General features: G+C 53.0%; 27 protein-coding genes and 1 other annotated feature. Of the genes, 3 read left to right on the plus strand and 24 right to left on the minus strand.

The window, feature by feature from the left end; all coding sequences use genetic code 11:
• Positions 1 to 64: 64 nt before the first annotated feature.
• From spoIVA to EHV15_RS28145, 20 genes are all read right to left on the minus strand, one after another.
• The gene (gene spoIVA, locus EHV15_RS28060; protein WP_128635578.1) at positions 65 to 1543 is read right to left on the minus strand and encodes a stage IV sporulation protein A; all 1479 of its coding nucleotides are present in this window, start codon (positions 1541 to 1543) and stop codon (positions 65 to 67) included.
• Positions 1544 to 1636: 93 nt separating this feature from the next.
• Positions 1637 to 1783, minus strand: coding sequence for a hypothetical protein (locus EHV15_RS36710; RefSeq protein WP_178075984.1), 147 nt, complete (start codon positions 1781 to 1783; stop codon positions 1637 to 1639).
• Positions 1784 to 1966: 183 nt separating this feature from the next.
• Entirely contained in the window at positions 1967 to 2734 is a 768-nt protein-coding gene (locus tag EHV15_RS28065) for a DUF3939 domain-containing protein (protein ID WP_246061811.1), read from the minus strand.
• 38 nt (positions 2735 to 2772) lie between these two features.
• Positions 2773 to 3123, minus strand: a complete 351-nt coding sequence (locus tag EHV15_RS28070) for a 2Fe-2S iron-sulfur cluster-binding protein (RefSeq protein ID WP_128634134.1) — start codon at positions 3121 to 3123, stop codon at positions 2773 to 2775.
• An 11-nt stretch (positions 3124 to 3134) separates the two neighbouring features.
• On the minus strand, positions 3135 to 3773 hold the full coding sequence (locus EHV15_RS28075; protein ID WP_128634135.1) for a nucleotidyltransferase family protein: 639 nt from the start codon (positions 3771 to 3773) through the stop codon (positions 3135 to 3137).
• Between the two features lie 54 nt (positions 3774 to 3827).
• Positions 3828 to 4007, minus strand: coding sequence for a DUF2768 family protein (locus tag EHV15_RS28080; protein ID WP_036621912.1), 180 nt, complete (start codon positions 4005 to 4007; stop codon positions 3828 to 3830).
• Between the two features lie 150 nt (positions 4008 to 4157).
• Positions 4158 to 4430: a stage VI sporulation protein F gene (locus EHV15_RS28085; protein WP_128634136.1), complete on the minus strand. Its 273-nt coding sequence runs from the start codon at positions 4428 to 4430 to the stop codon at positions 4158 to 4160.
• 81 nt (positions 4431 to 4511) lie between these two features.
• The gene (locus EHV15_RS28090; protein ID WP_128634137.1) at positions 4512 to 5552 is read right to left on the minus strand and encodes an NAD(P)H-dependent glycerol-3-phosphate dehydrogenase; all 1041 of its coding nucleotides are present in this window, start codon (positions 5550 to 5552) and stop codon (positions 4512 to 4514) included.
• Positions 5545 to 6156 (minus strand): glycerol-3-phosphate 1-O-acyltransferase PlsY, encoded by a 612-nt coding sequence (plsY, locus tag EHV15_RS28095; RefSeq protein WP_128634138.1) that lies wholly within the window; start codon positions 6154 to 6156, stop codon positions 5545 to 5547. The genes EHV15_RS28090 and plsY overlap by 8 nt, the downstream gene beginning before the upstream one ends.
• Before the next feature lie 11 nt (positions 6157 to 6167).
• The gene (gene der / locus EHV15_RS28100; RefSeq protein WP_128634139.1) at positions 6168 to 7490 is read right to left on the minus strand and encodes a ribosome biogenesis GTPase Der; all 1323 of its coding nucleotides are present in this window, start codon (positions 7488 to 7490) and stop codon (positions 6168 to 6170) included.
• A gap of 204 nt (positions 7491 to 7694) precedes the next feature.
• Positions 7695 to 8930, minus strand: coding sequence for a 30S ribosomal protein S1 (gene rpsA / locus EHV15_RS28105; protein WP_128634140.1), 1236 nt, complete (start codon positions 8928 to 8930; stop codon positions 7695 to 7697).
• A 131-nt stretch (positions 8931 to 9061) separates the two neighbouring features.
• On the minus strand, positions 9062 to 9643 hold the full coding sequence (locus tag EHV15_RS28110; protein WP_128634141.1) for a lysophospholipid acyltransferase family protein: 582 nt from the start codon (positions 9641 to 9643) through the stop codon (positions 9062 to 9064).
• A complete protein-coding gene (cmk, locus tag EHV15_RS28115) occupies positions 9640 to 10347 on the minus strand; it encodes a (d)CMP kinase (protein ID WP_128634142.1) in 708 nt (235 codons plus the stop codon). Before cmk ends, EHV15_RS28110 begins: the two co-directional genes overlap by 4 nt.
• Before the next feature lie 138 nt (positions 10348 to 10485).
• Positions 10486 to 10689, minus strand: coding sequence for a hypothetical protein (locus tag EHV15_RS28120; protein ID WP_246061812.1), 204 nt, complete (start codon positions 10687 to 10689; stop codon positions 10486 to 10488).
• Between the two features lie 82 nt (positions 10690 to 10771).
• Complete coding sequence (locus tag EHV15_RS28125; protein ID WP_128634144.1) at positions 10772 to 11425, minus strand: flagellar brake protein; 654 nt, start codon at positions 11423 to 11425, stop codon at positions 10772 to 10774.
• A 188-nt stretch (positions 11426 to 11613) separates the two neighbouring features.
• Positions 11614 to 12972 carry a germination protein YpeB gene (gene ypeB / locus EHV15_RS28130; RefSeq protein WP_128634145.1) on the minus strand — a complete coding sequence of 453 codons (1359 nt, stop codon included), beginning with the start codon at positions 12970 to 12972 and terminating at the stop codon, positions 11614 to 11616.
• Between the two features lie 254 nt (positions 12973 to 13226).
• Complete coding sequence (locus EHV15_RS36715) at positions 13227 to 13379, minus strand: hypothetical protein (protein ID WP_170180933.1); 153 nt, start codon at positions 13377 to 13379, stop codon at positions 13227 to 13229.
• Positions 13380 to 13458: 79 nt separating this feature from the next.
• Positions 13459 to 14151: a glutamic-type intramembrane protease PrsW gene (gene prsW / locus EHV15_RS28135; RefSeq protein WP_128634146.1), complete on the minus strand. Its 693-nt coding sequence runs from the start codon at positions 14149 to 14151 to the stop codon at positions 13459 to 13461.
• 82 nt (positions 14152 to 14233) lie between these two features.
• Positions 14234 to 14854 carry a genetic competence negative regulator gene (locus EHV15_RS28140; protein WP_128634147.1) on the minus strand — a complete coding sequence of 207 codons (621 nt, stop codon included), beginning with the start codon at positions 14852 to 14854 and terminating at the stop codon, positions 14234 to 14236.
• A 189-nt stretch (positions 14855 to 15043) separates the two neighbouring features.
• Positions 15044 to 15445 carry a hypothetical protein gene (locus tag EHV15_RS28145; RefSeq protein WP_128634148.1) on the minus strand — a complete coding sequence of 134 codons (402 nt, stop codon included), beginning with the start codon at positions 15443 to 15445 and terminating at the stop codon, positions 15044 to 15046.
• Between the two features lie 87 nt (positions 15446 to 15532).
• Between EHV15_RS28145 and EHV15_RS28150 the strand changes: the two genes are divergently transcribed.
• Positions 15533 to 16462 carry a polysaccharide deacetylase family protein gene (locus tag EHV15_RS28150; RefSeq protein ID WP_178075985.1) on the plus strand — a complete coding sequence of 310 codons (930 nt, stop codon included), beginning with the start codon at positions 15533 to 15535 and terminating at the stop codon, positions 16460 to 16462.
• A gap of 469 nt (positions 16463 to 16931) precedes the next feature.
• Here EHV15_RS28150 and EHV15_RS28155 read toward each other — a convergent pair whose 3' ends face one another.
• Together EHV15_RS28155 and EHV15_RS28160 are read right to left on the minus strand one after the other, a co-directional pair.
• Positions 16932 to 17327, minus strand: a complete 396-nt coding sequence (locus tag EHV15_RS28155) for a hypothetical protein (RefSeq protein WP_128634149.1) — start codon at positions 17325 to 17327, stop codon at positions 16932 to 16934.
• A complete protein-coding gene (locus EHV15_RS28160) occupies positions 17324 to 17917 on the minus strand; it encodes a CPBP family intramembrane glutamic endopeptidase (protein ID WP_128634150.1) in 594 nt (197 codons plus the stop codon). Before EHV15_RS28160 ends, EHV15_RS28155 begins: the two co-directional genes overlap by 4 nt.
• Before the next feature lie 71 nt (positions 17918 to 17988).
• Here EHV15_RS28160 and EHV15_RS28165 point away from each other — a divergent pair, with 71 nt between their 5' ends.
• Together EHV15_RS28165 and serA are read left to right on the plus strand one after the other, a co-directional pair.
• Positions 17989 to 18897: a hypothetical protein gene (locus EHV15_RS28165; protein WP_128634151.1), complete on the plus strand. Its 909-nt coding sequence runs from the start codon at positions 17989 to 17991 to the stop codon at positions 18895 to 18897.
• 189 nt (positions 18898 to 19086) lie between these two features.
• Positions 19087 to 19312: a binding site (T-box leader), on the plus strand.
• Between the two features lie 353 nt (positions 19313 to 19665).
• On the plus strand, positions 19666 to 21255 hold the full coding sequence (gene serA, locus EHV15_RS28170; RefSeq protein WP_128634152.1) for a phosphoglycerate dehydrogenase: 1590 nt from the start codon (positions 19666 to 19668) through the stop codon (positions 21253 to 21255).
• 82 nt (positions 21256 to 21337) lie between these two features.
• On the opposite strand, the gene EHV15_RS28175 is transcribed toward serA, so the two are convergent.
• Entirely contained in the window at positions 21338 to 22774 is a 1437-nt protein-coding gene (locus EHV15_RS28175; RefSeq protein ID WP_128634153.1) for an ATP-binding protein, read from the minus strand.
• A gap of 1 nt (position 22775) precedes the next feature.
• Positions 22776 to 23492 (minus strand): response regulator transcription factor, encoded by a 717-nt coding sequence (locus EHV15_RS28180; RefSeq protein WP_128634154.1) that lies wholly within the window; start codon positions 23490 to 23492, stop codon positions 22776 to 22778.
• Positions 23493 to 23536: the final 44 nt, after the last annotated feature.

Below are 23536 nucleotides of genomic sequence, written 5' to 3' on the forward strand. Positions count from 1 at the left end.
GACGCAACAAAACAACCGCACGCGGCCAAAAATCAGCACACGCACGGTTATTGAGGAGGAATTGTTACAAAATGATGGCGATGAGGCCGCCGGAGCCCTCGTTGATAATCCGCCCCAGCGTTTCCTGCAGCTTGTAGCGGGCGTTGTCCGGCATCATGGCGATTTTGCCCTGGATGCCTTCGCGTACGATCGAGTGCAAGGAACGGCCGAAAATGTCCGATTCCCAAATTTTGATCGGGTCGTTTTCGAAGTCCTGCATCAGGTAGCGGACCAGTTCCTCGCTTTGCTTTTCGGTGCCTATAATCGGGGCAAATTCCGATTCGACATCGACGCGGATCATGTGGATCGACGGAGCCGTCGCTTTCAGTCTGACCCCGAATCTGGAGCCCTGGCGGATTAATTCCGGCTCGTCGAGCATCATTTCGGCCAGCGATGGAGCGGCTATGCCGTAACCGGTCGTTTTGACCATTTCCAGCGCTTCGGCAAACCGGTCGTATTCCCGTTTGGCATGCGTAAATTCCTGCATCAGCTGCAGCAGATGGTCTTTGCCGCGGATTTCCACGCCGACCACTTCCACCAGGATGCGGTCGTACAGATCGTCCGGGGCGTACAGATCGATTTCCGCAACGCCCTGGCCCATGTTGAGCCCGCTGAGGCCGGCCCGGTCGATGAAATCGTATTCCATGAAGTTTCCGACGACCCGGTCGACATCCCGCAGGCGACGGATGTCCTTCACCGTATCGCGGACGGAATTTTCATAATTGCTGCGCAACCAGTGGTTTTCGTTCAGCACCATAACCCAGCTGGGCAGATTGACGTTGACTTCGTGAACCGGGAACTCGTACAGAACTTCGCGAAGCACGCCGGTTACGTCTTCTTCCGTCATCGTCGCGGCGCTGAGCGCGATGACGGGGATATCGTATTTGGCCGCCAGCTCGCCGCGCAGCTGCTGGGCTTCTTCGCTGTTCGGGCGCGTCGAGTTGATGACGAGCACAAAAGGTTTGCCTACCTCTTTCAATTCGGCGACGACCCGTTCCTCCGATTCGACGTAGGAATACCGCGGAATGTCGGCGATCGTCCCGTCCGTCGTAACGACAACCCCCAGCGTGGAGTGTTCCTGAATCACCTTGCGCGTTCCGATCTCAGCCGCTTCCTGGAACGGAATCGGATCTTCGAACCATGGCGTGGAGATCATTCTCGGTCCGTTTTCATCCTCATAGCCTTTTGCGCCTTCCACGGCGTATCCGACGCAATCGACGAGCCTTACGTTAACCTCCAGACCTTCCGCCACCTTGATCTGAACCGCATTGTTCGGCACGAATTTCGGTTCGGTCGTCATGATCGTTTTGCCGGCGGCGCTTTGCGGAAGTTCATCCACGGCGCGAACCCGGTCCGCTTCATTTGCGATGTTCGGAAGCACGACGGTTTCCATAAAACGTTTGATAAACGTCGACTTTCCGGTGCGGACGGCTCCAACGACGCCCAGATAAATATCGCCTCCGGTTCGTTCGGCAATGTCCTTAAAAATGTCCACTTTCTCCAATACCAATGATATCCCCTCCTCAAATTTCGCCGAAGGAAAAATGCTCCCCGAGCATCCGCTTCGTAGATTTACCATTATTTTCGGGCTCCACTGTTACGGCAGGAGCGGCAGCTCCTCTTGCCCATGTCCGCCGCCGTAAACCAAGCTTGGATCGAAGCTGAACGAAGCGGCGTAAACTCGTACCTGCATTTGGACTAGTAACAGCATATGTACCAGATGCGGAAATATGACGGCAATCACCGTCCAAGCCTACTTTTTTTATCGTCCGATTCGCGCCGAACAAGACGGGCACTTATCCGCCATGCTCCATTTTTATGATTCTAGTGAAAAAAGTATGACTGTATAAGCTGAATAGCAAAAAGACCGTCCGGAAAATTTTCCGAACGGCCGTGCAACCCAGCGATGCGCCTGGCACGCTGTTACTCACTCTGACTCTATTACCGGGACCGGCGCCCCGTCGATAAACCGGTAGGGCAGCGATTTGACCGGGACAAAATACGAATTGTCCGTTAGTCTTGTTCTTAAGTCCTCGCCTTGCTCCGGGGCTGCTTGGGTCTTGTCGATGATTTGCATCATGTCAAAGGCATAGTCCACATATACGGTTCCTTGGGAATCCATAATGTAGGACAACGTTTTGCCGGAGTATACGCTGACCGGTTCATCGTCCTCTGCCCCGATAAGCGAAAGATCGACCGTATAGAGCCCCGGATACGTCTCCTCCGCCTCCACTCCCGGCAGCTTGCCGCCGTGAGAGGAACGATAGGCATTTACACTCCGCTGGATATCGTTGACCTTTTGCACGGTGGGGAGATCCAGCACTTTTACCGTAGGGTCCACTTCTTCATTGATGACGAGAAAATAGACGTTGCCGCCCTTTTCGAAGGCAGCCGACGGGATTTCGTCGAGATACCCCATCCGCTTCAGGCGGTCGAGGTCGATCCGGTACTTCTCGTATCGCGGCGTCTCCTGCCCGGCGGTGATAATCGGCAGGATTCCTTCCTTCTCCTGAAATCGGTCCAGCGCCCGCTGAATGCGGTCCACGCTATCCGTATAAGAAGCCGGCCCGGCATGCTGCTCTCCGCGATACATGCATCCGGACAGCAACGATATGAAGGCGAGCAGCAGCAAGCCCAAAGCGATTTGCCGCGCCATGGCGTCAACCAATCTACGATTCTTCCGGTTTCCCAGCATCCTTCAATTCCATCCTTTTCATACTTTCTTAAGGTGCATTACCACAAACTGTCCTCGTCCGTCTGCTGCATCAACTTTTTGCGTACGGCCGCTTTTAAGGGGTCCTCCGGGAGATGGATAACGGCATGTCCGATCACTTTGGCCTGACAGGCGAGCCGGATGCCTTCCTCCGCCAGCGGGCCCAGCTTGCGCGCTTCCGCCGAAGAGAGCGGGGACAACGCGCCCTCGTAGCCCTTCTCCACCCGGACCTTGCACATCAGGCAAGCGGCTTGGCCGCCGCAGCGGGTCGTGATATGGAGTCTAGCCATCTGAGCCGCCCTCAGCACGCTCGTTCCCGGCCGTACTTTTACTTTTTTGCCCTGCGGCCAAAACTCGATTTGAACCTCCACGCCGCGCCTCCTTAGGCCTGTCCGCCGCCGTATTCACCCCACGGCCCGGACAACAGCGGGCGATCCAGCACCTCGGCCATTTTTCCGACGATACCGGCCGTCCATTGATTTCTCCGCAGCAGCTCGCAAAGCAGCGGCAGGTGCCGGTCAGCCTCGCCGCGGATAACTTCCGCAATCGCCAAATACCGGTCCGGCCGCTCGCGCAGCACGTTAAAAACAAACTCATGGGCCAGCGGCATCAAGCGAAGCTCCGCCCCGCCCAAACGGACAAGGGGGGCATTCTCCTCCAGAATCCCGGCGATTTCGGTCCGGTAAAAAGCACTGTCCGTTTTCACCTCAAATCCGCCCACCAGTTCAACCGTCACGCCGTCAAGGCGGTAATGGCTAAGCAGCGACGCGTACGAGCCGGTCCGGTCTTGCCGGGGGACATCGGTGGCAAACTCGCGCATCCGTTCATGCACAAGCCGCGCGTCCGCCTCATCGGCATACACGTCAATATCCCGGGGCTGCGTATCGAGCCTGACGCCCTGCAGCCACAAGCCGCAGCTGCCTCCGAGCAACCATTTGTCCTCGGCCCCCGCGCACAATCCGGCCATTTGCCCGATAGCCGCGGTTATTCCCGGAAAAACATGGCTCCGATCTCCATTCATGTTAACTCCCTCTTCTCTTTCCTGCCTGATTTTTACGTTGTTACCTAACGGAATTTATGTGATGGAAACGAGCCCGGTAAGGAAGCCCGCCAGCATGATGACAAAAGCCAGCAACGAGAGGATTCCCTTGACGATGCCTTTCGTTTTCGCCCGTGCAAACGTAATCAAAAACACGGATAATCCCATAATCAAAACGGCTGCGATCGATAGCCACATTTTCGTCATTGCATCCATCGGTATGATTCTCCCATTTCGTTTGGATTGATATGATCCATATTATAGCATCTTGCCGCTTTATAGGCTACGCGCCGGCCGGACACGAAAAAGAAAACGCCCTGCAGCTTCCACGCCGCAGAGCCTATGTGTGGGGAATGGCCCCAATAACTATTTTTTCATCATCATTTTCATCATGGCTTCCATATTGGACGGATTCATCCCGGTTTTTTTCACGGCGCTGACGATTTCCGACACCGTACTTTCCGAAACGGGGATTTTCGCCATCGTGGACACCTGCTTGATCAATTTCCGCAATTCCGCTTCGTTTTGCATCGTTGACGGTTTGACGGTGCTGGCCAGTTTTCTCACCGAGCCCTCCGTAATATTTTTGCCCGTTTTTTTGTTGATGGTGTTCAGCGCATCTTTGGATATTTTGCTCATGCGTTCGCCTCCTCCGCTGTCCTCTTCACCAATGTATGAGGAGGCCGTAGGAAAGGTGAAGCTGTCTACGCAAAACGGGCTCTAGGAATGCCACTGCTCCCAGGTTTCCAGCGACATAACCTCCATTTCGGTCTTCCGGTCGCGCCCCATCAGCGCTTCCACCGCAGTCCGCGGGTCCAGTCCTTCGAACAAGACATGATGCAGCTGCGCAGCGATCGGCATCTGTACCTTGTATTTCTCCGAAATGTTATGAGCGGCTTTCGTCGTCCGGATCCCTTCAACCACCATGCCCATCGAGCTCAGTACTTCCGGGAGCGGCTTACCCTGCCCAAGCATATATCCGGCCCGCCAATTGCGGCTGTGCCGGCTCGTCGCCGTCACGACCAGGTCGCCGATGCCGGCCAGCCCGGCGAACGTTAGCGGATTGGCGCCCATTTCCACGCCGATCCGGGTAATTTCCGCAAGCCCGCGGGTCAGCAGCGCCGCTTTGGCGTTGTCTCCATAGCCGAGCCCGTCGGACATCCCGGCCCCCAAAGCGATGATATTCTTCAGCGCTCCGGCCAGTTCAACCCCGATCATATCGCGGTTCGTATAGACGCGGAAGTATGAATTCATGAACAAGTCCTGGGCCAAATCGGCTTGTTCCTCCACCAGCGAAGCGACCACAACCGTGGTCGGGCTGCGCTTGACGACCTCCTCCGCATGGCTAGGTCCGGACAGCACGACGATCCGTCCCTCCTCGCAGCCAAGCTCCTCCGAGATGACTGTCGACATACGCTTGAGGCTTTCGATTTCAAAACCTTTGGTGGCATGGACCACCAGCATGTCCTCGCGCCAATACGGTTTCAGCGAACGGGCCACCTCGCGCACGGCGGAGGAAGGGGCGACCATGACCACCGCTTTGGTACCGCTGACGGCGGCCTCCAAGTCGGTCGTGGCCTTCAGGTTGCCCGGCAACGCGACCCCCGGCAAAAACCGCTCATTGCGGTGCAAAGCGTTGATCTCTTCCTGTTGCGCTTCGTTTCGCGTCCATAGGGACACTTCCATATTTTTGTCGGCGAGCACGCTGGCTAGTGCCGTTCCCCAACTGCCCGCCACCAGCACGGCGGCTTTCTCAGACAACTCGTTTTCCTCCTTTGGAGCCCAGCTTGTTTTCTTTCCCTTGAACGATTTTTACGATATTCGTGCGATGTCTCCAGAAGGCGAACACGCCAATAATCAGACTCGTCCAAAAATAGGGGCCGAATTCGCCGGAAACCGCAAGAAAAATCGGCGTCAAAAACACAAAGATCAAGGAACCTAAGGATACGTAACGGGTAAACACAATCGAGAGAATAGCGATGATACCGGCATATAAGGCCGGAAAGAAAAAGAGAGTAGCCATTACGCCGATCGTCGTGGCGATCCCTTTTCCCCCGCGAAAGCGAAAATAAATCGGCCAATTGTGGCCGATGATCGCCGCAATGCCGCAAAGCGCCGCCGTCCACTCATCGCCGCCTCCCAGCCAGCGTCCGAGCCATACGGCGGCGATCCCTTTCAATACGTCCAGCGCTAGCACCAGAATCGCCGGGCCCTTGCCGAGCACGCGCAGGGTATTGGTCGCTCCGGCGTTGCCGCTGCCGTGCTGGCGGATATCGATCCCTTTCAAGAGCTTCGACAGGACCACGCTGAAGCTGACCGAGCCCAGCAAATAACAAACAATTACTGCTACGATGGGTAAAGTCACCTTATTCTCCCCTAACCTTCATCAGACTTGCGCCGCGTAAACAACCGGATTGGCGTTCCTTCAAAATCGAATGCCGCCCGGATTTTGTTCTCCAGATACCGTTCATAGGAGAAATGCATCAGCTCCGGATCGTTCACGAATACCACGATCGTCGGCGGCTTCACGGTTACTTGGGTCACGTAATTGATACGCAAACGGCGTCCTTTGTCCGTCGGCGGCGGATTGATCGCAATGGCATCGGAAACGACGTCGTTCAGCAAATGCGTTTGCACCCGTTTGGCATGCTGATCGGCGACATGCTGCACGACCGGCAGCAGCTTGTGCAGGCGCTGCTTCGTTTTGGCCGACAGGAAAACGACCGGCGCGTAGGTCATGAACAGGAAATGGTCGCGGATTTTTTGCTCGAACTGGTGCATCGTTTTATCGTCCTTCTCAACCACATCCCATTTGTTGACGACGAAGATGGACGCTTTGCCGGCCTCGTAGGCGTAACCGGCGATATGCTTATCCTGCTCGATGATGCCTTCCTCGCCGTTGATCAGCACCAGCACCACGTCCGCTCGCTCAATTGCTTTCATCGCGCGCATGACGCTGTATTTTTCGGTCGTTTCATAAACCTTGCCGCGCTTTCTCATCCCAGCCGTGTCAATGAGGACGTAACGCTGACCATCCTTCTCGAAGGGGGTATCGATCGCATCGCGCGTCGTACCGGCAATATCGCTGACAATAACCCGTTCTTCTCCCAAAATAGCGTTCACCAGTGAAGATTTTCCGACGTTGGGCCGGCCGATAAGGGCTACGCGAATAACATCTTCGTCATATTCGTCCTCCGCCTGTTCCGGAAGATTGTCCGTAATCGCGTCGAGCAAATCGCCGATGCCCGTTCCGTGGCTGCCGGAGACGCCGATCGGTTCACCGAAGCCCAAATTGTAAAACTCGTAGATGTTCTCCATCCGCCCGATATTGTCCACCTTGTTGACGGCCACGACGATCGGTTTGCCGGAACGGTACAGCAGGGCCGCCACCTCTTCGTCCGAAGAAGTAACCCCCGCTTTGCCATCGCACATAAAGACGATAACGTCCGCTTCTTCAATAGCGAGTTCCGCCTGCATCCGAATCGACTTCAAGATCGGTTCTTCGTCATCCAGCTCAATACCGCCCGTATCGATGATGCTAAAGGGCTTGCCGTTCCATTCCGAAACCCCGTAAATCCGGTCGCGCGTAATTCCCGGCTTATCTTCTACAATGGCGAGGCGGTCGCCGATAATGCGGTTGAAAATCGTCGATTTCCCCACATTCGGCCTCCCGACGATAGCTACTACGGGTCTTGCCATAGACATTCCTCCTAGGTTCGTAAGCGTTCCATCCTATATGATTAAAATCACCTTGTTTCGTCCCAATACACGTATTTCATCATAGCAAAAAAAACATAAAATAGCTAACATTGGCGCTCTCAGGCGGTTTTCGAGCGGCCACAAACAAAATCGGCGAACCCGCTTCTTCAGGGTCCGCCGATGATCGAGCCTGTTACATAGAGCTTATTTCAATTTGCTCAGTTTGTCGCCAAAGCGCTCTCCGAGCGTAATGCTAAGGCCTTGGTTGTTCAGCGAAACATTGGGGTTATCGCCCAAATCTTCTTTTCTCACGCCGCTGCCTTTGGACGGTTTTTCGCTTCTCGGAGCTGGAGCCGGAGCTTCTTCGGTTTCCTTGATGCTGAGGCTAACCCGTTTTTCGGACGGATTGACGTCAAGCACTTTAACTTGTACCGTTTGGCCTTCCTTCAGCACTTCATGCGGGGTACCGATATGTTTATGCGAGATTTGAGAGATATGAACGAGTCCTTCCACGCCCGGTGCGATTTCCACAAACGCGCCGAAATTGACGAGGCGTTTCACTTCGCCGCTTACGATATCGCCAGTATGGAACTTCTCGGCTGCCGTATCCCAAGGACCTGGAAGAGCGGCTTTGATGCTGAGGCTGATTTTGCCTTTATCCGGATCGACTTTCAGCACTTTCACTTTGACCTTTTCGCCTTCGCTCAGAACGTCAGCCGGTTTATCCACGTGGCTCCAGGCGATTTCGGACACGTGAACCAGGCCGTCTACGCCGCCTACGTCAACAAACGCGCCGAATTGCGTCAAACGCTGAACCGTGCCTTCCAGCACTTGCCCTTCCTGCAGCTCGCCCATAACCTTTTGTTTGTTGGCTTCGAATTCTTCGTCGAGCACGTCTTTTTGGGAAAGGATGACTTTGTTGTTCTCACGGTCCAGTTCCTTCACCTTAACGCGCAGCGTACGGCCCTTGTAATCGCTGAAATCTTCCACGAAATGGCGCTCCACCATCGATGCCGGAATGAAGCCGCGAACCCCTACGTCAGCCACAATGCCGCCTTTTACGACGTCGGCCACGGTAACTTCGAACGTCTCCTGGCTGGCGAATTTCTTCTCCAGCTCTTCCCAGGCGTTTTCGCTGTCGATCGCGCGTTTGGAAAGAACGAGGCGCTCTTTCTCGTCGTCGATGCTCACGACTTTGGTTTCGACTTCCTGGCCGACTTGAACGGCTTCCGCCGCATTGTCCAAGTGAACGGAGGACAATTCGCGGATAGGAATAACACCGTCATATTTATATCCAATGCTTACGTAAGCTTGGTTATCCTCGATTTTGACGATCGTCCCTTTGACGGTGTCCCCCTTTTTCAAGGAAACGATTTGTTCCATTTCATCCTGGTTTGCCACTTCCGCAGCTTCCTGAACATTTTTTGTTTCTTCCGACATGTCAATAACCTCCTCAATTCAAAAACCCATTTATTTAAACCCGCATGAAGCGAAGTTCAAAACATCTCTAAAATATAGCTTCCCAAAAGTCCCCTGCCTTCATGCATAACTCCCGGCAAGGGGGTACGGCCTCACAGTTCCTTGAGCGCTGTGATCGCGGCCATAATTTTCTCCGTGGCTTTTTCGGCCGCATCCGGGACACCCTTATCCTTAAATTCGGACAAGTCGACGGGCGGACCATACGCCACCTTCATTTTATGAAACAGTTTATAATTGCCTACGATAGCTACCGGAATTACGGCCGCATCGCTGCGAAGGGCGAACGTTGCCGCGCCTTTCTTGCCGATCCCGCCGCCTTCCCCGTTTTTAACCCGGCGGCCTTCGGGAAAAATCCCCATCACATGCCCCGAACGCAACAGCGTTAACGCCGTCTTGATCGATTCCTTGCTCACGCCCCCCCGTTTGACGGGAAAAGCGCCAAGCTGCGTGATCAGCCAACCGAAGCCAAATATTTGAAACAATTCCTGTTTGGCCATAAAATGCACTTTGCGTTTCACCATGATGCCGATAGTCGGCGGATCCAGCAGCGTAAGATGATTAGAGCAAAGAAGAACGCCGCCCTCTTGCGGAATATGCTCCAACCCGGTGACTTCCAAGCGAAACAGCAGCTTGTATAACGCGCGAAGTACAGCGCGACAGAAGCGGTAAATCATCTTGTTCCTCTCTCACTTCCATAATTTCTGCATAAGGAAACGATCCGGTCCGCGACTTCTTCCAAACTCATCTCGGTCGTATCCAGATATGTCGCGTCAGGCGCTTGCCGCAGAGGGGATACCTCCCGTTCCTGATCCAGACGGTCGCGTTCGGCGATGGAACTAACCAGTTCCTCAAACGAAACCCGATCCTGCTCTTTCATTTCCCTGTATCTCCGGCGCGCCCGTTCCTCAACGCTGGCCGTCATGTAGATCTTGACTTCCGCGTCGGGCAGTACGGTAGTGCCGATATCGCGGCCGTCCATGACGACGCCTTTGCGCAAAGCCATTTGCCGCTGCAGCGAGACAAGCCTGGTTCGCAGCCCCTCGATTTGCGCATATCGGGACACCTTCGCATTTACCGCCATGGAACGGATTTCTTCCGTCACGTCCTGGCCGCCCACGATCACCTGCTGTCCATGCTCGCCGGGCAACAATTCAATCACCAGATCGGGGACGATTTGCAGCACTTTGTCCACCTCATCCGGCCCAATGCCCTGCTGCAGAAAATACCATGTCGCCGCCCGGTACATTGCGCCGGTATCGACGTATACATAGGACAATCTGCCGGCAACCATGCGGGCTATCGTGCTTTTTCCTGCCCCAGCAGGACCGTCGATCGCGATGTTGATCTTAGCCTGTGATGTTGACGCCTCGCTTGCCAAAGGGGCATTCCTCCTCAAAAACTGATCCTCAAGAAAAAAGCAGGCATTGCCTGCGACGTGAAAATTATACCACAGTTAGCAAAGGGATGCAAAAGAAAGAACAGGCTTAACCGCCCGATTTATCCGCCTAGCTTTTCATCACTCGCCTCTATGGAGCGGGGCTCCTTCGAATTGATCCGCCGAAGCGAGGAACGGCCTGAGCTCCGGAATCCGCAGCAGTCCCTGGAACAGGCAAAGCGCCGCAAGCAGCGCGATCACCGCCTTCTTCAGCGTTTTTTCGACCTTACCGGAGAACTCTAAAAACAGCGCCGTATATGCTTCGTCATCGTTCGTTTCCCGCATCTCCATTTCCTCCTTGCATCATTTTATGACAAGCCATCAAAAGATAGCTTTTCCAAATCCTAAAAGGAGGAAACCCGCCGGCCTAACGATTTTTAAAATCAAACTGGCGCTCGAAGCAGTAGCGGATCAGCTTTTGCCGCTCCATATCGGAGATGCTGACGAATTTGATCATGATCATCGTTTTTCCGGTTTCCAGCTTTTTCGTGCGCACCACTTCGGCCTCAAAAGGAACGTGATCGAGCGATCCGTTCTTGAACGAAAGCAGCAGCCAGCAGAACAGCTGGTCGCCTTGAACGAGCTTGTAAGTACCGTCGCAAACAAAAGAGACGCCGCCTCCGCTGACATCTTCGGTATAAGTGACGAAGCGGACATTGTTTTTCGTTTTGACGGCGATTTCCAGCGCGGCTACAACCCGCAAAAAATTGCGGCGCTGAATTTTGGTGATCGTCTCCGGTTCCGGTTTGCGGATGCGCACCAGCTGTACGACCTCGTCGGCAAAGCCCAGCACGTATGTATTAAAATAATGTTTAACCCCGTCATCGGTCAAAAAATAAATGGAAAGCTCGTCCCCGATGTAAAGCTTCTTGATGCGCCCGCTTCCGCTCTCGATCGGAACCTCGATCAGAAACGATTCTTCTTCTACGTCCGCGATCCGCGATTTACATTCTTTATCCGTATCATGTTTGTCTGTCGAGGCGACCTGAATGTATACGAGATCGTTCACTTTAGGAAACAAGTTTTCCCACCGTCCTATTTCAGTTGTTGGCTTCCACCTGATTATATCACGCCTGGACGGGATTGTAGCGGAAATCTTCTCGAAAACTAAAGCGGATAACAATAAAACGCGAGCACGGAAGGTTAAACTGCCTCCACATACTCGCGTGTTCCATTAAGAGGTTGTTCGAAAGAGGTTGAACTCAAGCTTTACGATTGAACCGCCCCTTTTTTCGTTCTGACTTCTTCCACGGTCTCCTCGTTGCCGTTATCCGCATTGATGTAAATCCGGTAATTCGAACCGTTAATGGCTCCGCCGAACTCGTAAGTAAGCACTTTTTCCGCTTGGTCGTTTTCGATCTGCGCCATTCGGTGATACGTTTCCTTATACTCCGGATTCAAAAATTTGCGGGCTTGCTGCAGCGTCAATTTCGGCGGCTTGATCGCACTTCTGTTCTCGCGCTCGTACACATAGTCGCTGGCCTGAAGCCCTGTCACCTGGCCGTTGTCGAGGGCGACGCGAAGCGTAACTTTCTCGGGGTAAATCAGCACGTCCCCATCTTTGCTCACGTACGTGAAGTTCCCCTCGTTGCCGTATTCGTCATAAGAAACCGGCGTTAAACCGGAATAACCTTTACTCGCCAAAAATTCGTCGGCGCGGGCTCTGGCCGTATTTGCATCCACCGATTTTTGGCCGACGGGCCGATTATGGTTATAGGAAATCAGATGTCCGCCGTTTTTCGTAAAATCAAGCGACCAGGCTTCCCCGTTTTGTCCTCCCGGTACGTTAGCCGTATATGAAGCCCATTCCGTGCCGCGCCCGTTTTCCAACACCTGAACGGCCGACGGATCCTTCATCCCGATGAAATCAGCGGCCTTGCGCTTGATATCCTGAATCGTGACCGGCTTACCGCCCAGCTTTTTGACCGACCGTTTGTTGTACATGCTGGAAATGGACGGTCCCCAATCGAGCTCGGGGTATTCGCCGACTCTTTTGTCCACCGTTTTGAAGCCGTCGATAATCGTGTTGTCGCGGGGTTCCTTCTCGCTGGCCAACGCCGTTTCCACGTCCATCCAACGCAAACGTTTGGTGATGACCTTGTTTTGAACGCCCTGCAAATCCTGGGAAATTTGCGCTGAGCTTTTATACAGCTCTTTTAGGTTTTTCACCTCGTTTTCGGTCAAAGGCTGCTTGGTTAAATCACGGACAGCCGTTTGATAGGAAAATTTCGAAATCCGGGACAAAAACTCCTCCGTTTTGTTGAAGGGCAACAACGTTAGCGGAAGCTGGTTGATTTCGTTTTGCGCCTCGCTCGTAATACGCCAGACGTTCACCAGGCCTTTACGATGCGATCCGGTAGACGCCGAATGGACCGCAAGGGTATTGCCCAGTTCGGTATGCAGCTTGTCCACATGATACGACAGATCGTGAAACGCACGTTGATATTGGTTCTCCGCTTTGATCAAAATCGAATTCTTTTCCTGGTTTTCCTGGTAACCCCATACTAAGGCGCCGATTAATAAAATCGCCGTAACCGGAAATAATATCGCACTCAGACGTTTATACATTGGGCTAGTGCTCTCTCCCTTCTTTAACTGGTTGGAATTAGTTTGACAAGAAGGAAGGAACTTTATGCATCCTAAAGAGGTTGTTCAAAAAGTCATCTTTTGATCACGAAGCAGGGTTACGTAGTGGATTCGACGTCGAATCTTGAATTCAGCCGGGCCTTCCGTTGCTCATGTAGCCTAACCTACGCTCCGCTACTCAGACCCAGCTTCATCCAACCTTCTCGGTGCTGAAAACCTGACTTTTTGAACACATGTTATAATGGCGCTTCTTCTTCAATTTCAAAGTCGTGCCGGTTGTTGCACAAGCATTGCTTGAATCCGGTTTCGATATGGCCCCGTTCTTTTTTGCCGCGCAGCACAAAACGCTCTCCGCATGATTTGCACGTAATTTTCACCTTGACGCGCACGAAAAAGGCACCCCTTTCCAGTTTAAAGCCGCAAATCCGCAGCCATTCCTGGAAATAGGATGCCCTATTCTTCCTTAAATTAATCTTGTCCCTTGGCCCCCGTCGTCAACCGAAACGGCGAGCGGCTGTTCGCCCGGGTCATCTTGCCCAGTCCGCCGTACCACAAAAGGACCATCAGCGGAACAATGTACCAAAGCCAATATTGGGTCGTATTGTTAAGAATCCAGTCGTAAACCCCGTGGTAAAAAACCGGCAGCAACAAGGAATAGAGCAAAAACTTACGGCTTGCCGCACCTTCCGAGAATTTGGCCCGGCCCAAATAGTAACCCATCATAACGCCGAACAGCGCATGCCCGGAAACCGGGAGCAGCGCCCGAACCAGCAATGATCCAATCGTAGCGTGGCTCGCAAAGGCGTAAATAACATTTTCAACCGTGGCAAAGCCAAGTGAGATCGCCGCCGCATACAAAATACCGTCATAAGGTTCGTCAAATTCCGTATGATTGTAAATCATATGGAACAGGACAAACCACTTAAAGGCTTCCTCGACGCCGGCCGAGATCCCGAATGCGGAAACCCATGGATTGTCGCCAAGCCACAGCATCAAGCCGCGCTGAATGATCATGACCGGCAAAACGAGCAAAAAGCCAAGCAAAAATACTTTGATGACCATATGCAGCGGTTCCGTATCATACTTGTCCTTAAGATAAAAATAAGTAAGCAAGGCAAGACCGGGAGCTACCGCTGCCGTTGCTATCGAGAAAAAGAGCAACGGTTATCCCCCCTTGTCTGCCGTTCGCTGTTCCTTATCCCTCTCTTGATGAATCCGAGCTGTTTTACCTTTAGCACGCCGATTAATCCTGACGTTTGAAATGGCTGCAAATGACGTCGATCGCGTTATCGGCCATCACCAGATTGCCATATTCCTCAAGCATCGCCGTAGTCACCGACGTCGCTTCGCCGAACTCGGCCAATACCGCGATTAAAGCCGGATGCTTGCCTTCATCCAATTCGTCAGGCTCCAGCTGAAGAACCCATTTCCCGTTATATTTATACAGTCTGCCAGCATTTTGGAGCATAGGCTGCAAAACGTGAGCTGCTTCGATCAAGTTTTCGAAATCGTCAAACGAATACAAAATCGTATCGCTTTGTTCCAGCGTTACTTCCATTTCATAAACTTCTTCCGGCAGTTCATCCTCATAGGGCGATCCGATCCCGTGATGATGGTGATCGTATTTACCGCGCGTTACGATGACGACCATCCCTTGAGCGGGGAGGGCGAACACTTCCACTGCGAGAGGTCCCGTGGCGTCAAAGCCTACTTCGTTATAAGCCTGATCCATCATTTCGGTGAACAGGTCATGGACCTTTGGAATTTCCTGCCACATGTCCTCTTTCTGAATGCCGCGTTCGCTCAAGTCGTCAAACGTGAGGAAAATCCGTATCTTATCCTGGCCAAGTCTTTCTATCTTCATACAGGATCCTCCTCTCTTTATACCGTGTAATAACAGATTATGAAACCTGCTGTAATGTGTGCTGGAAATGGTTCTTTGATATGTATGTTATCATTTATTCACCTTAAATGCACGCAATAAAATAGACAAAAAAGAATCATTTTCCGCCGAACTTCACCGCAGCGGAAAATGATTCCGTCATTTTGGGGATTATAGTCCCGGAATGGCCGTATTCGTCTCCTTTAGAATCGCTTCCACTTCCCGGCGCACACCCGCGTCGCTTTTAATAAAATCGGTGATTTGCTTCAAATTGTATTCCTTCGAATGTTTCGCATCTGACGCAGAAACCGAACTGGGATACACCTGGGCGTTTCCTGCCCCGGTAGGATGTTGTCCAGTTACCTTGGAAGCATACCCCGTACGGTGCGATTCGGAACCTTCCGAACCGTGTTGCCCTTGTCCGCCCCCCAGGATATCGGATTTCAGACCGGCAAGCTTCAAGGCGCTTCCCGCCCCGTTCATGATGGACATCATTCCGCCTCTCCGCTGCGAGGCCCACATCGCCGCGATGGCCCCGACCAACACTCCGCCAAAAAATGAGGAAGATCTCACCCAAAATACCTCCTTAGATATGTTAAAATCATCTGTAGTGTTCGCGGTTTACAACAAACTCATGCGGCATAAATACAGGAAAGCGAGATGACCCGTTTGCTTTACAAAAAAATCCTGCTCGTCGCCGCGGCTTGCGTGTTGCTCAGCTCTTGCGGCCAGAGTGGCTCAAGCGCCGGCCAGACTGATTCAAGCGCTCCGGGCGAAGAGAATGCGGCGAATACCGCCGTACCCGCGCCGGAGTCTCAGGAAACCGCCGATTCGGCGGGCGGAAACGAAATCCAGACTGCGACGGAGGCGCCGCAGGATAGCAAATCCGACCCCGGATCGGGGGAAGCCGCCGGCGAATCGCAGAAGCCGGAGCTGCTGTACCACATCAACAAAGCTTACAATGTCGTACCCAACGAGGAAGGAACCGACAAAAAAGTGGTTCTGCTGACGTTTGACGACGGTCCGAAAGAACGGGAAATGATCGAGGGATTAATCGATACACTGGATAAGCACGGCGCCAAGGCGATCTTTTTCGTCAATGGCTACCGGGTTAAAGCGCATCCCGAACTTCTGCAGCTCATTCACGAGCGCGGTCAAATTGTCGGCAACCACAGCTGGGACCACATCGACCTCAAAAAAGAGAGCGAAGCAAACATGCGCCAGCAAATTGAGGATGTGCAAGCCATCGTGAAGGAGACGATCGGCGAGACTCCGAGATTTTTCCGGCCTCCGTTCGGTTCCGGAAACGACGTTACGCATCAAATCGCCGATGATAACGGCTTGATCTACATGACATGGTCCAACGGGTCTTTGGATTGGGACAGCAAAAACAAAAACAAGCCGGACGCCGTCATTCAAAATGTGCTGGATCAGCTGCATGCCGGAAGCAACATCCTGATGCATGAACTGCCCTGGACCGTGGAGGCGCTGGACGAGTTGTTGACGAAGCTGGAAGACAAAGGCTACGGATTCGTGGACCCCGAAAGCATCGGGCCCGATCCGGCCGCAGATTCGGCGGACGCCGGGTAAATGAACAAGGCCGCCCAAACCATGGGGCGGCCTTATCGAGTTGTAGCGGCGCTAACGGACATCAGAGACCCTAATCGGCCCTGAACGATAGGTTTCCAAATTGCAGCGGACCCAGACGCTCTTATTACGCTCAAATCGGCTCGAATGTCCTCCATTTAAGCTGAATAAGGCCTTCAGGGTCCGTTAGAGCGGGAAATTTCCGGGAAATAGGCGAATAACGTCAATTGAGTCCGTTAGGGAGCCGCTTGACGTGAGCAACTACAAAAGTACATTTGATTCCCCGTAAATCCCCATTTTTGAGCCGTTGAAGTGCAAAAGTACATTCTATTGAAGGCCATTCGACAAAACGATGCTTTTGACCGAATATGAAATGCACTTTTACATTTGATGCACCATTATCGGATCCTTTAGCCGAAAACCGCCTGCACTTTTGCAATTCGCGGCCTTTTGGCCTGGCAACCGCCGGCCCTCACAAGCCGTGGCTTTGGCCCCAAGGCGAATCGCTGACCCCCCACCATAACAAAAAAACTAAAATGATGACGAACATGTATAATAGCGAGTTAAAAAACCATCTTGTCCATTTCAGCCTTTGCGACGGAAACAGTTCCCTGCGGGCGGGCAGCCCCATCACATTCTCCTCTTCCCCGATCACAGAGGGCTCCACCCTAGCGGGTGGAATCGCCGTCTTTAACGGCGGCCCTTCGAACGAAACCTCCGCGGCTGCTGTATTCTCGGCCCGCGTACTGCGCTTCTTCCGGTTTTTTTCGGTTTTCTCCTCGCGATGAACCCGGGTCCGGCGATTTTCTAGTGTTGTTTTCGATGTGCCGCGACTGTAACGTTCCAATCGGCTCAAACGTTCGCTCATGTCTCCCTCCGAAATTTGATCACTAATCCCGATACGAAATCGATCAGAAAATGGCACACAATCGGTGCCCATAACGTACCGGTTTGCAAGTATATAAACCCTAACCCGTAGCTGCTGGCAAATACCCAGCCGGTTGGAATCCAGTGCCGCAGGTAGCGGACGTGGATGGCGGCGAACAGAATGCTCGTCCAATAGACGCCGATGCCATGCTGGATCGCTCCGCGAAACAGCAGTTCTTCACAGATGGCGACCATCGCCGAAATGACCGCAATATGCCAGATCGGGCGTCCGCGGAACAACTTGGCGTTGATCCCTCCGTCGTCCATGCTTTCCTCCGAAATAAACCGGGAGAGCAGAAAGTCAGCGCCGAACATCACCCCGGCAAGTCCCAGGCTCCAATAGAGGAATTCGGCATGCTCCGGCCAGGCCAGCAAAGATAGCGGATTTCTTTTTTGAAAAAAAATGATGATTAAGCCGATAAATAAAGTAAGCCCTTGCGTCAAATATAAATTGATCAAAAGCAACCGATCGTCCAGCTGCCCGGGATCGACTTTCTGGATCTTCACCTTGCCGAATTTGAATTTTTTCATAGTTTTTGTCAATCCCTGTCCTTTATTATTATTTTAGCCTATTCAAAACCATTTGTAAGGAGGAATTCATAATGAATAGCAAAAAAAATACCCGTCAGGAAATGCTCTTTATCATGGGCTTTCTGTTCACGCTGATCGTCGGATTCGGCACGTTTCTATGGGGCTTTCAGACGGGCATGGACAAAATCGAAGCAAAATACGCATACCTGAAGGTCGTGCCGCCAGGGCAGGAAACGGCAGTCTCCTATCAGCAGCAGGATTTGGTCTCTTTTTATTACGTTGTTTTTCAGCCGTATCAGCAGTTTAAGGAAGCGTATCTTTCCCGCCTGGAGCTATTGGAACAGGACGCAACGTCCTCCGAATCAAGCGAATATCTGAAGGAGATCCGCGAAATTGCCGATCGTGGATATGAGCAGATCGCAGCTCAATACATAACCGATTCTTCTCCTCTGCTGAAGGAGGCGCAAACCGATTATATGAAAAGCTTGAAGCTGTTCAACCAAGGCGCCGGAGCGGTAAAAAACAAAAAAGGAGCCGAACTCGCGGCTGCGCTGAAACAAAACGAGTTCACCGTTGAAGCGGTAAACTTCGGACTTGAGGCGCAAAACAAATTTTATTCATCGATTCTCAAATGGACGGCGAAGACGAACAGCCAAATCCCGGCCACGTTCGATTATAAAGCAAACATCCCGGCCCAGGAATGGTCCAAATATCCATTAGCCGTCAAAAACAAAGCGGTAGCCGATATGATGCTGAGCGAAAAGCGCTATGAAGCCTACCTTCCCCAAGACATGACCGCGAAAATTGACCAAATGATCAAAAGCGGCCGAGCCGAGGCTTTAAATCTTAAAACTGTGTCTTCCATTGTGAAAATTGTCACAGAAACTGAAGCCGTCAAAGGGGATGAATTTTCCCGCTTCAAATCGTCGTATTATGCGTCCGAGCTGGTGCCCGAGCTCCCTATTTTCACGGAATACTGACAGGAAGATCGGCCGTTCCCGGGGATAACAGACGATTTTCGACATTAGTAAAATCATAACCAAAAAATCAGCCGGGTTCAAGTTTGGCAAAAGCCCCCGGGATGCGGCGCGGGCTTTTGCCGTCATTTATCCGGGAAGTAGTTGACACCTTGCGGCGGGGCGTGTTACATTATGAAAAATTACATTTGACGAAAGGCTTTGAAGGAAGGAAGTTGTCGGAAAGCTCCAGAGAGCCGGTGGTGCTGCGAACCGGTAGCGGAACGATGAACTTTAGCGATCCTGAGTCACTGCGTTGAAACTTCAGTAGGCGCAGTCGGTGAACTCCGTTATCAGTCTGTCAGCGATGACAAATGAGGCTGCCTCTGCGAAGGCGCAGCGAATTAGGGTGGTACCACGAACAACTCTCGTCCCTTACTACGGAAGTAGTGTGCGGATTGGGAGTTTTTTTAATGTCTCCGCGCCTTTAGCATGGCCGGGAACGGCCGCTTTGGGACCGCAACCCATTATCTTCATCCTTTTCTGCAGTAACGGAAAACAGCGCTAATGTATCACCGTAAGCTTATGCTTCCGATGAGAGTTTTGTACGTTGAACTTTCGGGGAAGCCTTGCTATACAAAACTTAAGCTTATGCTTCCGATGAGAGTTTTGTACGTCGAACTTTCGGGGAAGCCTTGCTATACAAAACTTAAGCTTATGCTTCCGAAGAGAGTTTTGTACGTTGAACTTTCGGGGAAGCCTTGCTATACAAAACTTTTAGGAGGCCAAAACATGTTCAAAGTTTTAGTATCGGATCCGATCAGCGATATGGGAATTCAGCAGCTGGTGGATGCAGACGACATCGTGGTTGAGAAGAAAACGGGACTCAGCGAGGACGAGCTTGTACAGATCATCCCCGAGTATGACGGTTTGCTGGTGCGCAGCCAAACGAAAGTCACCGAAAAAATCATGGCCGCCGCAGCAAACTTGAAGGTGATCGGCCGCGCAGGGGTTGGGGTCGACAACATCGACCTGGAGGCCGCTACGAAACGCGGTATCATCGTTATTAACGCGCCGGACGGCAACACGATCACAACCTGCGAACACGCCTTCGCCATGATGATGGCGCTCGCCCGCCACATTCCGCAGGCCTACGCCAAAACGATCTCGGGCCAGTGGGATCGTAAATTTCTCGGCGTCGAACTGCGCAACAAGACGCTTGGCGTACTTGGCATGGGCCGGATCGGCAGCGAAGTCGCCAAACGTGCCAAAGCGTTCGGCATGGAGATTTTGGGCTACGATCCGTTCCTGACGGAAGAACGCGCCGAAAAGCTTGGGGTCAAGCTGGCCACGGTCGATACAATCGTTAGAAATGCCGATTTCATTACGGCGCACACGCCGCTTACGCCGGAAACGAAGCATATGATCGCCCGTCCGCAATTTGAAGTGATGAAAAAAGGCATGCGGATCATCAACTGCGCCCGCGGCGGCATCGTCGACGAACAGGCGCTGGTTGAAGCGATTGATCAAGGGATTGTGGCCGGAGCCGCCTTTGACGTCTTCGAAAAAGAACCGCCGGAAGCGGATCATCCTTTCCTGCACCATCCGAAAATCATCGTCACGCCTCACCTTGGCGCTTCCACCGTGGAGGCTCAGGAAAATGTCGCGATCGACGTGTCGGAGCAGGTGCTGCACATTTTGCGCAGCGAGCCGTTTAAGAACGCCGTCAACATGCCGCCTGTCGCACCTAGCGTCATGAACAAGCTGCAGCCATATTTCGAACTTGGCGAAAAAATCGGCGTATTCCTGTCCCAGCTTAACAACCAGGCGGTCAAAGAAATTCACGTTGATTACGCCGGCGACCTGGCCGAGGTGGATACGCAGCCGCTTACGCGCTACATCATCAAGGGCGTTTTGTCCCGCCATTTCGGCAGCGATGTAAACATCGTCAACTCCATGCACCTGGCGAAAGTCCGCGACATCAACGTGGTCGTGTCCCAAGCTTCGGCGACGAAGGGCTTCACCAACCTGATCAGCGCAACCCTGAAAACGCAGGACGGCGCGGAACGCCGGATCGCCGGCACGATGCTTAACGGTTATGGAGCCCGCATCGTGCAAATCGACAAGTTCCCGGTGGACGTTGCTCCGGAAGGACATCTGATCTTCATTTCGCACAATGACAAACCGGGGATTATCGGCAGCGTCGGCACCCTGCTCGGCAAAAACGACGTCAACATCGCCTCCATGCAGGTTGGCCGCAAGCTGGTCGGCGGGGAAGCGATCATGGTATTGACGGTGGACAAGGCCGTGACGAAAGAAGTGCTTGACGATCTGACGAAGCTGCCCGAACTGAATATAGCGCTGCAAATCACTTTTGAATAATGTTCCACGGTGAACAAGATTTATCTGCGGCATTCAACAAAAAAACATCCTTCTCTCATGAAGGATGTTTTTCTTTTTACGATTATTGTCCCGTTTCGACAGGGAGCGCGATGTGAAAAGCGGTTCCTTTGCCGACGCCGCTTTCGGCGCGGATCGAGCCGTGATGGGCGTCGATGATGTTTTTGACGATGGAAAGGCCGAGGCCCGTTCCCCCGTTTTCGCCTCGTACGCGGGCTTTGTCCGCCTTGTAAAAGCGCTCGAAAATAAACGGCAGGTCGTCGCTCGGAATCCCTATCCCGCTGTCTTGAATCGAAATGTACAGCTCTTTGCCGGACTCTCCGTCCCGGGTAGCCGCCGAAATGCCGATCGTTCCCCCTTCCGGCGTATGCCGGAAGGCGTTGTCCAGCAGGTTGGTGAGCACCTGCTCCATCCGGTCCTCGTCCGCTTCCAGGCGAAGCGGGCCTTCGCTCAGCTCAAGCTTCAGGTTGATGCCATTTTCTTTGGCCCGGACCATAAACTTGCGGTACACCCGCTCGGCAAGCTCGCGAAAATCGATCGGCCGCTTCTCCATATCGGTATGGCCCGCTTCCATCCGGGCAAGGTCGAGCAGCTCGTGGACAAGCCTGCCCATTCGCAGCGATTCCTCATGGATCACCCGCGCCAATTCCGCGCTTTCCTCGGGGGAGGACGCCATCCCGTCAAGCAGCGCTTCACTGTACCCCTGCATCATGGACAGCGGCGTGCGGATTTCATGCGAGACATTGGCCACAAAATCCCGGCGCATTTTCTCCAGGCGCACCTCTTCGGTAACGTCGCGCAGGACGGCGACCGCGCCGCGGATCTCCCCGTCCGAAGACAATGGGGCCATATGGACCGACCACACACCTTGCATGACATGAACGTTCATGCGCTGATCGCCTTCCTGGTCAAGCACCCGGCGAAACATCGGCAACAGCGGCTGAGGCGCCAGCTTGCCTTTGGCGTCTTTGCCGCCCAGCTCGAAGCCGGAATCTTCTTCGTCAAAATCTCCCCACATGCTTAGGATTTGATCTCCCGGCGGGTTCGTCAAGATGACGGAACCTTCCCGATCCAGCGTAATCACCGCGTCATTCATGCTGCGCAGCACGCTGGACAAATGCTCCTTCTCATGCTTAAGGCTGCGGATCGTATTTTCCAGTTCTTCCGCCATATGGTTAAACGTAATCGCCAATTCGCCGATTTCATCGCTCGTTCTCAGCGAAAGGCGCGTATCGTATTTGCCTTTGCGCACCGAATCGGTAGCCTGAATCAGCTTCTGCATCGGCTGCGTGATTTTTGTGAACAGAAACAACGCAAAAAAAGTCGTAAGCGAAAACCCGATCATCGCGACGATGACAAACAGTCTCTTCACGGCTCCGGAATTGGTGAAATTCGTATCGATGTAGGGCAGCAGAAACAGGCCCATCAGCATCAACACGCAAGCAACGAGGCAGGTTATCGTAATCCAAAGCTTACCGACCAGCGTTCTCCAGAAGTTCACCTTACTTCGCGACCTCCAGCTTGTAGCCGACACCCCATACGGTCGTGATCATCGCGGCCGCTTCCGGCGAAACCTTGTTGAGTTTCTCCCGCAGCCGCTTCACATGGGTGTCGACCGTCCGCAGATCGCCGAAAAACTCATAGTTCCAGACGTCCTTCAGCAGCTCCTCCCGGGAAAACACCTTATCCGGGGAAACCGCCAAATAATGCAGAAGCTCGTATTCTTTGGGCGTAAGGCTGACCTCCTGGCCGCTTGCCGTAACCCGGTGAGCGTCATGCTCGATAACGAGATGAGGAAACACGATATTGTTGCTAGTCCCGCTTTCTTTGGACAGATAGGCTGTCGCCGAGGCGCGGCGCATGATCGCTTTCACCCGGTAAATCACCTCTCTGGGGCTAAACGGCTTAACGACATAGTCGTCGGCGCCTACCTCAAATCCCTGAACCCGGTTGATTTCCTCGCCTTTGGCCGTCAGCATCAGCACCGGCGTCGATTTGACTTGCCGCAGACGGCTGCAAACCTCGACACCATCGATTCCCGGCAGCATGACATCAAGCACGATCAAGCCGTAGTCATTGACCGTCGCTTTTTTCAAAGCCGTTTCCCCATCCTCGGCCTCATCGATTTCATAGCCTTCTTTTTCCAAATACATTTTAAGCAGCCGACGGATTCGCTCCTCATCGTCGACTACCAAAATGCGGTTCGTTTCATCTGACATTAACAACAACCCCTCCATCTTCTTACCTAGTGCGCGTGAGCTTC

The sequence above is a fragment of the Paenibacillus oralis genome, assembly GCF_003863965.1.
Lineage (GTDB): Bacteria > Bacillota > Bacilli > Paenibacillales > Paenibacillaceae > Fontibacillus > Fontibacillus oralis.